The 13,629-nt window shown below is 39.8% G+C and carries 10 protein-coding genes, 8 tRNA genes and 2 rRNA genes; all 20 read right to left on the bottom strand.

What is annotated here, in order from left to right; genetic code table 11:
* Window positions 1-1,529: ribosomal RNA gene (locus HMPREF1208_RS11240) — 16S ribosomal RNA — on the bottom strand; the annotation flags it as partial.
* A 132-nt stretch (window positions 1,530-1,661) separates the two neighbouring features.
* A tRNA-Ala gene (locus tag HMPREF1208_RS11245) sits at window positions 1,662-1,737 on the bottom strand.
* Between the two features lie 15 nt (window positions 1,738-1,752).
* A tRNA-Pro gene (locus HMPREF1208_RS11250) sits at window positions 1,753-1,826 on the bottom strand.
* 11 nt (window positions 1,827-1,837) lie between these two features.
* Window positions 1,838-1,914, bottom strand: a tRNA-Arg gene (locus HMPREF1208_RS11255).
* A 10-nt stretch (window positions 1,915-1,924) separates the two neighbouring features.
* A tRNA-Leu gene (locus HMPREF1208_RS11260) sits at window positions 1,925-2,013 on the bottom strand.
* A gap of 7 nt (window positions 2,014-2,020) precedes the next feature.
* Window positions 2,021-2,095: transfer RNA gene (locus HMPREF1208_RS11265), tRNA-Gly, on the bottom strand.
* Window positions 2,096-2,114: 19 nt separating this feature from the next.
* A tRNA-Lys gene (locus tag HMPREF1208_RS11270) sits at window positions 2,115-2,187 on the bottom strand.
* Between the two features lie 6 nt (window positions 2,188-2,193).
* Window positions 2,194-2,269, bottom strand: a tRNA-Thr gene (locus tag HMPREF1208_RS11275).
* Window positions 2,270-2,272: 3 nt separating this feature from the next.
* A tRNA-Val gene (locus HMPREF1208_RS11280) sits at window positions 2,273-2,348 on the bottom strand.
* Window positions 2,349-2,362: 14 nt separating this feature from the next.
* Window positions 2,363-2,477 (bottom strand): 5S ribosomal RNA (gene rrf, locus HMPREF1208_RS11285).
* A gap of 485 nt (window positions 2,478-2,962) precedes the next feature.
* On the bottom strand, window positions 2,963-4,450 hold the full coding sequence (gene lysS / locus HMPREF1208_RS11290; protein WP_016426495.1) for a lysine--tRNA ligase: 1,488 nt from the start codon (window positions 4,448-4,450) through the stop codon (window positions 2,963-2,965).
* Between the two features lie 358 nt (window positions 4,451-4,808).
* Window positions 4,809-5,288 (bottom strand): 2-amino-4-hydroxy-6-hydroxymethyldihydropteridine diphosphokinase, encoded by a 480-nt coding sequence (folK, locus tag HMPREF1208_RS11295; protein ID WP_016426496.1) that lies wholly within the window; start codon window positions 5,286-5,288, stop codon window positions 4,809-4,811.
* On the bottom strand, window positions 5,281-5,652 hold the full coding sequence (folB, locus tag HMPREF1208_RS11300) for a dihydroneopterin aldolase (protein WP_016426497.1): 372 nt from the start codon (window positions 5,650-5,652) through the stop codon (window positions 5,281-5,283). Before folB ends, folK begins: the two co-directional genes overlap by 8 nt.
* A complete protein-coding gene (gene folP / locus HMPREF1208_RS11305; RefSeq protein ID WP_016426498.1) occupies window positions 5,642-6,433 on the bottom strand; it encodes a dihydropteroate synthase in 792 nt (263 codons plus the stop codon). Before folP ends, folB begins: the two co-directional genes overlap by 11 nt.
* Before the next feature lie 283 nt (window positions 6,434-6,716).
* Window positions 6,717-7,646, bottom strand: coding sequence for a cysteine synthase A (gene cysK, locus HMPREF1208_RS11310; RefSeq protein ID WP_016426499.1), 930 nt, complete (start codon window positions 7,644-7,646; stop codon window positions 6,717-6,719).
* Between the two features lie 171 nt (window positions 7,647-7,817).
* Window positions 7,818-8,702, bottom strand: coding sequence for an Hsp33 family molecular chaperone HslO (gene hslO / locus HMPREF1208_RS11315; RefSeq protein WP_016426500.1), 885 nt, complete (start codon window positions 8,700-8,702; stop codon window positions 7,818-7,820).
* Window positions 8,703-9,041: 339 nt separating this feature from the next.
* The gene (ftsH, locus tag HMPREF1208_RS11320) at window positions 9,042-11,150 is read right to left on the bottom strand and encodes an ATP-dependent zinc metalloprotease FtsH (protein ID WP_016426501.1); all 2,109 of its coding nucleotides are present in this window, start codon (window positions 11,148-11,150) and stop codon (window positions 9,042-9,044) included.
* Window positions 11,151-11,266: 116 nt separating this feature from the next.
* Window positions 11,267-11,806: a hypoxanthine phosphoribosyltransferase gene (gene hpt / locus HMPREF1208_RS11325; RefSeq protein WP_016426502.1), complete on the bottom strand. Its 540-nt coding sequence runs from the start codon at window positions 11,804-11,806 to the stop codon at window positions 11,267-11,269.
* Window positions 11,796-13,085, bottom strand: a complete 1,290-nt coding sequence (gene tilS / locus HMPREF1208_RS11330) for a tRNA lysidine(34) synthetase TilS (protein ID WP_016426503.1) — start codon at window positions 13,083-13,085, stop codon at window positions 11,796-11,798. Before tilS ends, hpt begins: the two co-directional genes overlap by 11 nt.
* 83 nt (window positions 13,086-13,168) lie before the next feature.
* Entirely contained in the window at window positions 13,169-13,546 is a 378-nt protein-coding gene (locus tag HMPREF1208_RS11335; RefSeq protein ID WP_016426504.1) for a S1 domain-containing RNA-binding protein, read from the bottom strand.
* Between the last annotated feature and the right edge of the window lie 83 nt (window positions 13,547-13,629).

The raw sequence follows: 13,629 nt of genomic DNA on the forward strand, positions 1-13,629 counted from the left end.
TTCCGATACGGCTACCTTGTTACGACTTCACCCCAATCATTTGTCCCACCTTCGACGGCTAGCTCCAAAATGGTTACTCCACCGGCTTCGGGTGTTACAAACTCTCGTGGTGTGACGGGCGGTGTGTACAAGACCCGGGAACGTATTCACCGTAGCATGCTGATCTACGATTACTAGCGATTCCAGCTTCATGTAGTCGAGTTGCAGACTACAATCCGAACTGAGAACAACTTTATGGGATTTGCTTGACCTCGCGGTTTCGCTGCCCTTTGTATTGTCCATTGTAGCACGTGTGTAGCCCAAATCATAAGGGGCATGATGATTTGACGTCATCCCCACCTTCCTCCGGTTTGTCACCGGCAGTCAACTTAGAGTGCCCAACTTAATGATGGCAACTAAGCTCAAGGGTTGCGCTCGTTGCGGGACTTAACCCAACATCTCACGACACGAGCTGACGACAACCATGCACCACCTGTCACTTTGTCCTCCGAAGAGGAAAACTCTATCTCTAGAGCGGTCAAAGGATGTCAAGATTTGGTAAGGTTCTTCGCGTTGCTTCGAATTAAACCACATGCTCCACCGCTTGTGCGGGTCCCCGTCAATTCCTTTGAGTTTCAGTCTTGCGACCGTACTCCCCAGGCGGAGTGCTTAATGCGTTAGCTGCAGCACTAAGGGGCGGAAACCCCCTAACACTTAGCACTCATCGTTTACGGCGTGGACTACCAGGGTATCTAATCCTGTTTGATCCCCACGCTTTCGCACATCAGCGTCAGTTGCAGACCAGAAAGCCGCCTTCGCCACTGGTGTTCCTCCATATCTCTGCGCATTTCACCGCTACACATGGAATTCCACTTTCCTCTTCTGCACTCAAGTTTTCCAGTTTCCAATGACCCTCCACGGTTGAGCCGTGGGCTTTCACATCAGACTTAAAAAACCGCCTACGCGCGCTTTACGCCCAATAATTCCGGATAACGCTTGCCACCTACGTATTACCGCGGCTGCTGGCACGTAGTTAGCCGTGGCTTTCTGGTTAGGTACCGTCAAGACGTGCACAGTTACTTACACATTTGTTCTTCCCTAACAACAGAGCTTTACGATCCGAAGACCTTCATCACTCACGCGGCGTTGCTCCGTCAGGCTTTCGCCCATTGCGGAAGATTCCCTACTGCTGCCTCCCGTAGGAGTCTGGACCGTGTCTCAGTTCCAGTGTGGCCGATCACCCTCTCAGGTCGGCTACGTATCGTCGCCTTGGTAGGCCGTTACCCCACCAACTAGCTAATACGGCGCGGGTCCATCTATAAGTGACAGCAAGACCGTCTTTCACTGTTGAACCATGCGGTTCAACATGTTATCCGGCATTAGCCCCGGTTTCCCGGAGTTATTCCAGTCTTATAGGTAGGTTACCCACGTGTTACTCCCCCGTCCGCCGCTAACTTCAAAGGAGCAAGCTCCTCGTCCGTTCGCTCGACTTGCATGTATTAGGCACGCCGCCAGCGTTCATCCTGAGCCAGGATCAAACTCTCCATAAAAGAAGTAAGCTTGATATAGCTCGTTTGATTGATTAAGTCAATCACTCTTTAAAGTACGTTGAAGTACTCAAATTATCGGAATTAACGTTGACATATTGTCATTCAGTTTTCAATGTTCATTCAAGAAAATAATGGTGGAGACTAGCGGGATCGAACCGCTGACCTCCTGCGTGCAAAGCAGGCGCTCTCCCAGCTGAGCTAAGCCCCCAAGATTTTTAAGAAGTCGGGAAGACAGGATTTGAACCTGCGACCCCTTGGTCCCAAACCAAGTGCTCTACCAAGCTGAGCTACTTCCCGTATATTTAAAATGGCGCGCCCGATAGGAGTCGAACCCATAGCCTTTTGATCCGTAGTCAAACGCTCTATCCAGTTGAGCTACGGGCGCTAAATAATAATGGTGCCGAGGACCGGAATCGAACCGGTACGGTGATCTCTCACCGCAGGATTTTAAGTCCTGTGCGTCTGCCAGTTCCGCCACCCCGGCAAAATAATGGAGCAGAAGACGGGATTCGAACCCGCGACCCCGACCTTGGCAAGGTCGTATTCTACCGCTGAACTACTTCTGCTCGATAGTATTTTGAATGATGAGCCATAGAGGATTCGAACCTCTGACCCTCTGATTAAAAGTCAGATGCTCTACCAACTGAGCTAATGGCTCATGAAATGGTGCCGGCCAGAGGACTTGAACCCCCAACCTACTGATTACAAGTCAGTTGCTCTACCAGTTGAGCTAGGCCGGCAAATGGTGGAGAATGACGGGTTCGAACCGCCGACCCTCTGCTTGTAAGGCAGATGCTCTCCCAGCTGAGCTAATTCTCCTATTATGTAAAATAACCTGGCACCGTCCTACTCTCGCGGAACGTCAGTCCGACTACCATCGGCGCTAAAGAGCTTAACTTCTGTGTTCGGCATGGGAACAGGTGTGACCTCTTTGCCATTGTCACCAGACAATAACTTTTTTATTAAGTAGCTCGTTTTGGCTACCTTATTATAATACAATTTTTGTAAATACTTTTCAATAGTTAATTTTACACTTTGTTTAAGTTTTTTACAAACAGTTTAAATAAGTTTGTCACTGAATTTGACGACTTTTATATATTAATCAATTCTTGCAATAAAGTCAACATTTTTTCGTAACTTTTTTATATTTTTTTCATCTTCAACTTTTATTGAGATAAAAACCATTGATATAGCTCTTTTAAAGCCATTTTCTTTGTATCGATAACCGCTTCAACACAACATTCTAACGCAGCGTTTATCAAAAAAAGCGCCTTTCTAACTTAAAAAGGATTAGCACTATAAAAATAGAGTGAGACAAAGTTCAAATTGACTCCCTTGCCTCACCCTTGCCAATATTATTTCAATATTAAGGATGTACTAAGCATACACACTGATTAAAACGTCTAACCGCAGTTCATTTATGCTGCTTCAATTTATTTTTGACGCATGTAAGGGAATAATAATACGTCTCTGATCGATGGTGAGTTTGTCAATAACATCACAAGACGATCGATACCGATACCTAATCCGCCTGTTGGTGGCATTCCGTATTCTAACGCTTCAATGAAATCTTCATCCATTTCATGCGCTTCATCGTTACCTTGTTCTTTTTCAACAAGTTGCGCTTCAAAACGTTCACGTTGATCGATTGGATCATTAAGCTCTGTGAAAGCATTCGCATGCTCACGACCTACAATGAATAGTTCGAAACGATCTGTGAATCTCGGATCTTCTGGGTTTTTCTTCGCTAATGGCGAGATTTCAATTGGATGACCATAAATAAATGTCGGTTGAATTAAAGTTTCTTCAACTTTTTGTTCGAAAAACTCATTAAGGATATGACCATACTTCATATTTTTATCAACTTCGATGCCGTGTTCTTGGGCAAGTTGATGTGCTTCTTCATCTGATTTCACTTCGTAAAAGTCTACGCCGGTAGCTTCTTTTACAGCATCAACCATATGAAGACGACGCCATTTTGGCTCTAATTCGATTGTGTAATCGCCATATTGTACTGTTGTTGTTCCTAAAACTTTACGTGCAACATGCGCCACTAATTCTTCAGTTAAAGCCATGATATCTTTATAGTCAGCGTAAGCTTCATATAATTCAATCATTGTAAATTCAGGGTTATGACGTGTAGATACACCTTCATTACGGAAAACGCGTCCAATTTCGTAAACTTTTTCCAATCCACCAACAATCAAGCGTTTAAGGTGTAATTCAATCGCTATACGCATATAGAGTGTCGCATCTAAAGCGTTGTGATGTGTAACAAATGGGCGTGCAGCAGCACCACCTGCAATTTGATGCATCATTGGTGTTTCAACTTCTAAAAAGCCTTTATCATTTAGATAATTACGCATTTCTTGAAGGATACGGCTGCGATTAATAAACGTTTTCGTACTCTCTTCATTTGTTATTAAGTCAAGGTAGCGTTGGCGATAACGTTGCTCTATGTCTTGTAAACCATGGTGCTTATCCGGTAACGGACGTAATGCTTTTGATAGAAGTTTGAATGACTTCGCTTTTACTGAAACTTCGCCTGTGTTTGTTTTGAACATCACACCTTCAATGCCGACAATATCACCTAAATCTGCACTTTTCCAAAGATCAAATTGTTCGTCTCCAACTTGGTCTTTACGCACATAAATTTGAATTTGCCCTGTTAAGTCTTGAATATGCGCAAAACCGGCTTTACCTTTACCTCGTTTTGTCATAATACGACCTGCAATGACGGTATGACTTTCTGATTCTTTTTCTACAAGTTCTTCTTTAGAATATTGATCCCATTGCGCTTTTAATGTTTTAGCGTCTCCATTACGATCAAACTTTTCGCCAAACGGGTCAATTCCTAAATCTCGTAACTCTTGTAATTTTTGACGGCGGACCTGCATTTGGTCATTCATTTCTTCTGTCATTCTTACCTCTCCTTTTCACTGCTTATACTTCTATTGTTTATTGTTTTCCAAGCATCTCATCACGGAATTGTATGCGTACTTCCGACTTTTCTGCTTCTATTTTGGTTTAAAGCTTTATGCGTTTTACCATTACCTCTAATCCCTTTCAATGCTAAGAGTCAGGCTTTCGCATTCCATTACGCCAACTTTTCGTTTTTGAAACCCTCTCAACGATGTAAGCATAACCATGCATGATTAATTTTCCATCGCTATACGATTCATCGATGAATTCACCTGTCTCTCAATAATAAACGGTGTGATTTCTCATCCAAAATTCATTAATGCTTCAGGTTCAATCCTCATCAAGCATCGAAACAAGTTAACTTTTATATTTTACCACTGTTTCATCTTGTTGCACGATATTTTGAATCATTTGACCTGATCGGGGTTCAATGACGTTGGCTGCAATATCATTTAATGGAATCATCACAAATGCGCGTTCAGTCATACGTGGATGAGGAACAATCAAATCAGTCTCATCGATGACTTCATCTCCATATAATAAAATATCGATATCTATTGTGCGAGGTCCCCATCGTATTTTACGCACGCGGTGTAATTCCGCCTCTGTATTTAAGGCAACTTTTAGCAACGCTTGGGCTGAAAGTTCTGTTTTAATATGCAAACATAAGTTTAAAAAATCAGGTTGCTCTGTATATCCTACTGGCTTCGTTTCATAAATAGGTGAAATCGCGATGATTTCGATAGCTTCATTTTCACGTAATAGGCGAATCGCTTCTTTTAATTGATTTTCACGGTCACCTATATTACTTCCTAATCCTAAATATGCATCAACCATGATGGCTCACCCTTACTATTTCCACACCAACACCTTCATAATGACCTGGGATGGGCGGATTCTTTTTTGTAATTCTAACTTTTGTTTCCATTACACGATTATAGTGTGAATTTATACGTAATGCAATACGTTCCGCAAGATGTTCTAGTAAATTAGAAGGAGGACCTTCCATGATTGCTTTAACATCTTCATAGACTTCGCCGTAATGAACGGTATCTTCTACTTGATCAGATTGTCCCGCTTCTTGTAAATCCACTTTCATTTCGATATCTACTGTAAAAATTTGTCCTATTTCATTTTCCGCTGATAGTGCACCATGATAAGCATAAAAGTTTAAACCTTCTAAAAATATTTTATCTGTCATGTTCATATCCTTTCAATCCGTCCATTGCTTTAGCAAGTCGCGCATTCATCAATACGTTGTGCACACGTACACCGTGAACCCCTTTCATAATGCCATAAGCAGTTGTAGCGGCTGTACCTTCATCGCGTTCATCCACTTTATTATCATCGCCAAGCAGTAATTTAACAAAACGTTTACGGCTTGTAGCCAGCAGTACTTTATAGCCTGTAGCCACTAATTCATCTAAACGGGCCATCACTTCACGTTCTTCTTCCCTTGTTTTAGCAAAACCAATTCCTGGATCTAACCAAATTTTTGATTTTGGAATTCCTGCCAATACGGCTTTATTCGCTTGCTTTAATAGTGTTACAAGCATTTCATCCACGACAGGAACATCACGTGTACCATCGCCATTATGCATTAAAATGATGCTCGCTTGATATTGCGCCACCACTTTAAACATGCGTTCATCGTAAATACCTGCCCATTGATCATTAATGATTGTTGCGCCTTCTTTCAAGGCCGCTTCAGCCACTTCGCTTCGAAAAGTATCAACAGAAATGTCTGCATCGATACCTTTCAGTGCACTGACCACAGGGATTACGCGCTTCATTTCCTCTTCTATGCTTACATTTTCATGGCCGGGTCGAGTCGAAACACCTCCTACATCAATGATATGCGCACCTTCTTGAACCATCTGTTTGGCATGTTCGATTGCTTTATCGACTTCGCTAAACTGGCCACCATCAGAAAAAGAATCTGGTGTGACATTCAATATACCCATAATTTGAGTTTGCTGCATAGGAATCCTTCCTTTCTGTTTGAGATAGCTCATTATACGAAAAATTCTTTTTTGAACAAATTTATTATAGCAAATTTTTCAACCAAACCCTCTTGATTCGTTCATAGCCACGTCAATATCACGTTGATGACGCTGTCTCGTCTCAATAAAGAAAACTAGAACGATGGTTTGACTTATCAAATATACATGGCAGCACAGCATCTCGTTGCCACATACCACATATTAAGCATAAAAAAGAGATTGAAGCATCGTCATTGGACGCTTCAATCTCTTTAGTCAGCTTTTATTCAAAATTGTAAAGTGGTGTAGATAAGTAACGTTCACCATTACTTGGTAATACAGTCACAACTGTTTTACCTTTACCTAATTCTTTTGCTTTTTGAATCGCAGCATAAATGGCAGCACCTGAAGAAATACCGCCTAGGATACCTTCTTCTTTAGCTACACGACGTGACGTTTCCATCGCCACTTCGTTACCCACTTTAATCACTTCGTCGTATATATCTGTATTCAATGTGCCTGGAATAAATCCTGCACCTAAACCTTGTAATTTATGTGGTCCTGGTTCTCCACCACTAAGTACTGGAGAAGCTTCTGGCTCAATCGCAACAATTTGGATATCTGGATATTTCTCTTTTAACACTTTACCGGCACCTGATAACGTACCGCCAGTTCCTACACCAGCTAAAAATGCATCAATTGTTTTACCTTCGAATTGTTCAACTAGCTCAGGTCCAGTTGTTAATTCATGCACTTTCGGATTGGCAGGGTTTTCGAATTGTTGTGGTTCGAAATAACCATGCTCTTCTTTAAGTTCTTTCGCTTTTTTAATTGCGCCTTTCATTGCTTCAGCGCCTGGTGTTAAGACTAATTCTGCACCGTATGCTTTTAATAAGTTACGACGCTCATGACTCATTGTTTCTGGCATTGTAAATACCGCTTTATATCCTTTTGCCGCACATACGAACGCTAAACCAATCCCTGTGTTTCCTGAAGTAGGTTCGACAATTGTATCGCCTGGCTTAATTTTTCCTTCTTTTTCAGCTTGTTCAATCATCGCCAATGCAATACGGTCTTTTACAGAGCCGCCTGGGTTTTGATATTCTAATTTCACATAAATATCAGCTGCATCTTCACCTGCTTGATGACGCAATTTTACCACAGGTGTTTGTCCAATAATTTCAGTTATATTCTCTACAGGTTTTCTGACCATAAGTTGATACCTCGCTTTATCAAAGTTATATTTCGTTAAATACATAGTTTTTGAATCGGATATCTTTAGTTTACCACTATTTAGACCTTTGCAAAAGCACTAATATCAATTATTCCCTGAAATACGCGTCTTTTCTTTAGAAAAATGCAAGCCCCTTCAACGATTAAAAATTTAAGAAGACATTTCAACTAATAACGCCTTAAGCTCTTCTTCGGTATAGTGATAGCGTGTTCTACAAAAATGACATTCTGCTTCTGCACCATGATCTACCTTTATCATATTCTCAATTTCTGCTTCTCCTAAACCTTTAATCGCATTTAAAAATTTATCATGTCCACATTGACATTCAAAATCAACTGGAACTGTCTCTAAAAATGTCACATTATCTTCGCCAAGTATCGTTTGTAACATTTCTTCAGGTGTCAATCCTTCGTCAATTAATTTTGAAACAGGCTTCATGCTATTAATAGCCGCTTCTAAGCGATCAATCGTTTCTTCTTGAGCACCCGGCATCACTTGAATAATGAAACCGCCCGCCGCTTTAATAGTATTGTCTGGATTTACAAGCACGCCGACTCCCACTGATGATGGGACTTGTTCACTGTTAGCAAAGTAATAAGTGAAATCTTCACCAAGTTCTCCAGATACAATCGGACTACTACCTGTATAATAATCACGCATACCCACATCTTTAACTACGTTGATCGCACCGCTAGTTCCAACAGCACGACGGACATCGAGTTTGCCTTGTGGATTCAATGGAAAATGCGTTTGTGGTTGTGATACATAACCACGAACTTTACCTTTTGCATTAGCATCTGCAATAATTTTACCGATTGGGCCGTCACCGTCAACAGTTACTGTTAATTTTTGTTCACCCTTCAACATTGCCCCCATCATCACTGTTGCAGTCATTGTACGACCTAATGCAGCTGAAGCTGTTGGCCAAGTATAATGGCGTGTTTGTGCTTCTTGAATTGTATTTGTCGTATTTGCACTATACGCTCGAATTTCCCCGCCAAATGCTAATGCCTTTACTAAATAATCTTGTGTCATCTTTCTATACCACTCCTTCAATCCTTCTACAATGTTTTTAAAGCTTTTTGATACAAATATCATTTTTAACAGATTCAAAATCTTATTAACACTAAATACGTTATCTTTATATAGCGTTTAAGTTGAAGTGCAACGACATTTCAATCACACCTCTATATGTCAATGTATTGTATACAATAACTACTGCGCATTATCATACGCGCATGTGCTTAGAGACACAACTAAAATGACTCACAACACATCTGTATCACTTTTCATTACCATTAGTAAACGATACTTCATAAGTAAAACGGACTTTTCTAAAAAGTTTTCACTTTAAAGAAAAGTCCATTCTATCTTTTATTGACGTGGCTCATTATCGCCTGGACGATCGATTTTAGGTTCTTGTTCGTAACCTGTTGTATCTTTGTCCTCGTCTTCTTGATGAGAAGTTTGATCTTTTTGATCGTTATCTTGCTTCTCTTCATTTGATGATTCGTCATGACGGCGTTCACTTGGATGTTGCGTTAATGACTGTTGTTCACGGCGAATATCATCGTAAGACTTGCCATATTTACCTTCGTCAAAGTCTTTATTTTCTGAGTGATTGACTACTTGTGCGTCATCATAATTCACTACAGGTAAATGTCCTTCATGGAACAATGATTGAATTTGTTCAGCAACCAATGTTTCTTCAGTTAATAATGTTTTAGCAATAAGTTTAAGTTGAGATTCATGTTCTAAAAGAATTTGCTTACAACGTTCATATTGTTCTTTAATGATACGTTGAACTTCTTTATCAATCTCAAATGCAATTTGTCCTGAATATTCAGGTTCACCAGACATATCTTTACCTAAGAACACTTGTCCACCGCCGTGTTTAAATTGTAGCGGTCCAAGTTTTTTACTCATACCATACTGTGTCACCATTTCACGTGCGATTTGTGTTGCACGTTCAAAGTCATTAGATGCACCTGTAGAAACTTCGTTAAAGATAATGTCTTCAGCGACACGCCCACCTAACAGACCACAAATTTTATCTAATAACTCTGGTTCAGTCATTAAGAAACGGTCTTGTTTTGGTAACATCATCGCATAACCGCCGGCTTGACCACGCGGAACGATTGTAACTTTGTGTACGATTTCCGCTTCGTCTAATACCATACCGATAATTGTATGTCCGGCTTCGTGATGGGCTACAATATTTCTTTCTTTGTCAGAAATTACGCGTGATTTTTTAGCAGGACCGGCAATAACACGGTCTGTTGCTTCTTCGATATCGCGCATATCGATTTTCTTTTTGCCGCTTCGTGCAGCAATAAGCGATGCTTCGTTTAATAGGTTTTCTAAGTCAGCACCAGAAAAACCTGGTGTACGTTGCGCAATCGCTTTAAGATCTACTGTTTCATCAAGTGGTTTATTTTTAGCATGAACATGTAATATCGCTTCACGACCTGTCACATCAGGACGACCTACTTGGATTTGACGGTCAAATCGACCTGGACGTAATAATGCCGGGTCTAAAATGTCTGGTCGGTTCGTTGCCGCAATCATAATGATGCCTTCATTTTCACCAAAACCATCCATTTCAACAAGTAATTGGTTTAACGTTTGTTCACGTTCATCGTGTCCACCACCGACGCCCGCACCACGTTGGCGACCGACTGCGTCAATTTCATCTATAAAAATGATACACGGCGCATTTTTCTTCGCATTTTCGAATAGATCACGTACACGGCTTGCACCGACACCGACAAACATTTCAACAAAGTCCGAACCACTAATCGAGAAGAACGGCACACCTGCTTCGCCAGCAACAGCACGCGCAAGTAATGTTTTACCTGTACCCGGTGGCCCTACTAATAAGACCCCTTTAGGGATACGTGAACCCATTTGTTTAAATTTCTTATTATCTTTTAAGAAATCTACAATTTCGATGAGCTCTTGTTTTTCTTCATCTGCACCTGCAACGTCTGAGAAGCGTACTCTTCCTTTTTGGCTATCATACATTTTGGCTTTGGATTTACCAAAGTTCATCATACGGCCACCGCCGCCGCCACCTTGTGCTTGACTAAGGAAGAAGATAAAGAGCAAGGCAATGACTAAGACTGGAATTAATGTAGAAATGATGCTTACAAATACACTCTGTCCTTCTTCTTCTTTAACTGTAAAATCTAATCCTTTTTGTTCTTTAGCTGTTTCAGTGATTTTGTCCAATTCTTTATCATTATTGAACAGAATTGTCGATGCATAATCGTCATTGTTCTTTAACTTACCACTTACTTTATATACGTTATGCTCAGGTTGAATTTCTAATGTTTTCAATTCACCTTTATCTAATTTTTGTATAAATTGGTTATAAGTTAATTCTTTAGGTACATTTCCGTTACCATTAATCCACGAAAACAACCCAAAAATAACAACGCCGATAATTGCTACAAACAGCACATTACGAAAAGCTTTCTGCATGCGTCGTTTCCTCCTACTTCAAATATAAAACTAATAAAAATTTTACCATAATTGATTGACAAATGGCTAGTAATTGACTTTCATCAACTGACACACCATATGATTTTTAAAATTATTTATTTTGCATAAACTTCTTGTTTAAGCGTACCAATATAAGGTAAATTACGATATTTTTCTTGATAATCTAAGCCGTAACCTACGACAAATTCATCAGGAATTTTTTTACCAACATATTTGGCTTCAATTTCTGCTTTTCGGCGATTAGGCTTATCTAATAATGTCACGATTTCTAATGATTTAACTCGACGCGAAGCTAATAATTCTGTAATTGACTTCAATGTCGTCCCTGTTTCAAGGATATCTTCGATGATTAAAACATCTTTATTTTCAATAGATGAACCTAAATCTTTAAGTATTTGAACTTCGCCTGTAGATTCTGTACCGCCATGATAACTCGAAACATCCATAAAGTCTATTGCGAGGGGCACGTCAATGCGCTTGATTAAATCTGTCATAAATAAAACAGATCCTTTTAAGATACCGACACAAAATAAATCTTTACCTTTATAATCTTCCGTAATTTTACGGCCAAGTGTTTCACATATTGCTTGAATATCATCTTCAGTCAGCAATACTTCTTTCAAATCATTTTTCATCTTTGTCATCTCCCAGAAATTGAATCTTTATAAATTTTTCATACTGCTTGCGAACATACAATGTACCCACTGCTAAAATATCACCATTTAATGTTTCAACAATTGGCATTTGTTCCCTCAATTGCGTAGGCACCTTTGCATCAATCATTAAACGCGATACTTTTTTATGGTGGTTTGAATCTAAGGTCACATGATCACCTTCATGACGCGAACGGATTGTAATGTATTCCGTGTTCATCTCATGAAAGTCTTCTATTTTGATGCGATATAAACCAAAATGGTAAGTTCCCTCTTGGTCGACTTGCAACGGTTGTGAATCTGCAGTGTACAGACTCGGTTTCATTATCATTAATTGATTATATACAACATCTGCATGCCATTGATGCGTATGCATTAACGGCGTTTGTGCAACGTCACTCTCTAGTTTATGAAACCAATCATAGTATGCTTTTTCACTAATAGTGACGATGTCATCAAATTCTTGTAACAATTGATCCAAGATTAACATTTTAACATGTGGCGTGCACAGATTAAATGTTTTTCTAGGCAAAACAACACCCTCATCTTGTTTTGTCACATAGTTTTCAATAAAAGATTGCGCTTCGTTTCTCATTAACAGTTGTGCTTCATCATGAAACGATTTTAACTTTAATAAATGCTGCGTTTGTAGCTGCGGGCTGTCTTGAATCGAAGGCAACAAACGATGTCGAATCATATTGCGTATGTAGTTTTCAGTTGCATTGGATTCGTCTTCAAAGTAAGGGACATTATATGTTTGTTGATATGAACGGATTTGTGCTTTCGTTGTTTCAAGCAGAGGTTTTAGTAGACGATAGTCCTTTCTTCGTTCACTATCTGCCATACCTAATGGGCTCCGTGTGCTTCTGCCAGTAAAAACTCTGTAAAAGATGGTTTCAACTTGATCATCTTGATGATGTGCAGTTAATAAACAGTCCGCATTCAACGCATTCATCATATCATCAAACCATTGATAACGCATTTCTCTTGCATCGTTTTGAATACTTCTACCTTCTGAAACTGCTTGTGATAAATCCAATTGTTTAATATAAAGAGGGACGTTATGCATATCGCAATAATATTTAATGAACAGCGCTTCTTGATGAGATGCCTCTCGCAACCCATGATGGACATGCAAACAAGTTAATTGTTCATACGTCGACGCATATTGATGCAATAATTGATGTAACAACACCATACTATCGATTCCAGTTGATACTGCAAGAACGAGGTGGTCTGTCGCTTTCCAATTTTGCCGCATAGTTCAAAACACTCCTACATTAAAATAGAGGCTGAGATTCAAAGTTACCCTTCGTTTCTCAACCTCTAAGTCATTATCAATGCTTAACGACGTGAGCCTCTGCCACCACGTCTTGATTCCGTTTGACGCTTAATAGAAGTAAGTTTATCTTCACTATCTTTTAAAAAGTTAGATAGCTTTTTCTCAAAGTCTTCCGGTTTTTGCGCCGGTCTTTGTTTACGTGGGCGATCTTTTGCTTTTTTAATCGATAAGCTTATTTTACCATCTTCTGCTATAGACAGTACTTTCACTTCTACTTCATCACCAACTGACAAATGGTCTTCAACATTTTCTACATAGTTGTCTGCTACTTCACTAATATGAACTAACCCACTTTTACCTTCAGGCAACTCCACAAATGCACCAAATTTTTTGATACCAGTGACTTTACCTTTTACCTTACTTCCTACTTCGATTGACATTGTTTTAATGCATCCTCCCGATTTTGTTCGATATTTAGTTCTATTATACTTTTGTTTATCTATTTTCACAATGACTATTTGAA

Origin of the sequence: Staphylococcus sp. HGB0015 (assembly GCF_000411275.1) — a bacterium.
GTDB lineage: Bacteria > Bacillota > Bacilli > Staphylococcales > Staphylococcaceae > Staphylococcus > Staphylococcus schleiferi.

Bases quoted from the DNA above. Each gene is read 5' to 3' on its own strand.
- HMPREF1208_RS11335 (WP_016426504.1), bottom strand. From the start codon at position 13,546: ATGTCAATCGAAGTAGGAAGTAAGGTAAAAGGTAAAGTCACTGGTATC.
- folB (WP_016426497.1), bottom strand. From the start codon at position 5,652: ATGACAGATAAAATATTTTTAGAAGGTTTAAACTTTTATGCTTATCAT.
- lysS (WP_016426495.1), bottom strand. From the start codon at position 4,450: ATGACAGAAGAAATGAATGACCAAATGCAGGTCCGCCGTCAAAAATTA.
- ftsH (WP_016426501.1), bottom strand. From the start codon at position 11,150: ATGCAGAAAGCTTTTCGTAATGTGCTGTTTGTAGCAATTATCGGCGTT.
- tilS (WP_016426503.1), bottom strand. From the start codon at position 13,085: ATGCGGCAAAATTGGAAAGCGACAGACCACCTCGTTCTTGCAGTATCA.
- folP (WP_016426498.1), bottom strand. From the start codon at position 6,433: ATGCAGCAAACTCAAATTATGGGTATATTGAATGTCACACCAGATTCT.
- cysK (WP_016426499.1), bottom strand. From the start codon at position 7,646: ATGGTCAGAAAACCTGTAGAGAATATAACTGAAATTATTGGACAAACA.
- folK (WP_016426496.1), bottom strand. From the start codon at position 5,288: ATGGTTGATGCATATTTAGGATTAGGAAGTAATATAGGTGACCGTGAA.
- hpt (WP_016426502.1), bottom strand. From the start codon at position 11,806: ATGAAAAATGATTTGAAAGAAGTATTGCTGACTGAAGATGATATTCAA.
- hslO (WP_016426500.1), bottom strand. From the start codon at position 8,702: ATGACACAAGATTATTTAGTAAAGGCATTAGCATTTGGCGGGGAAATT.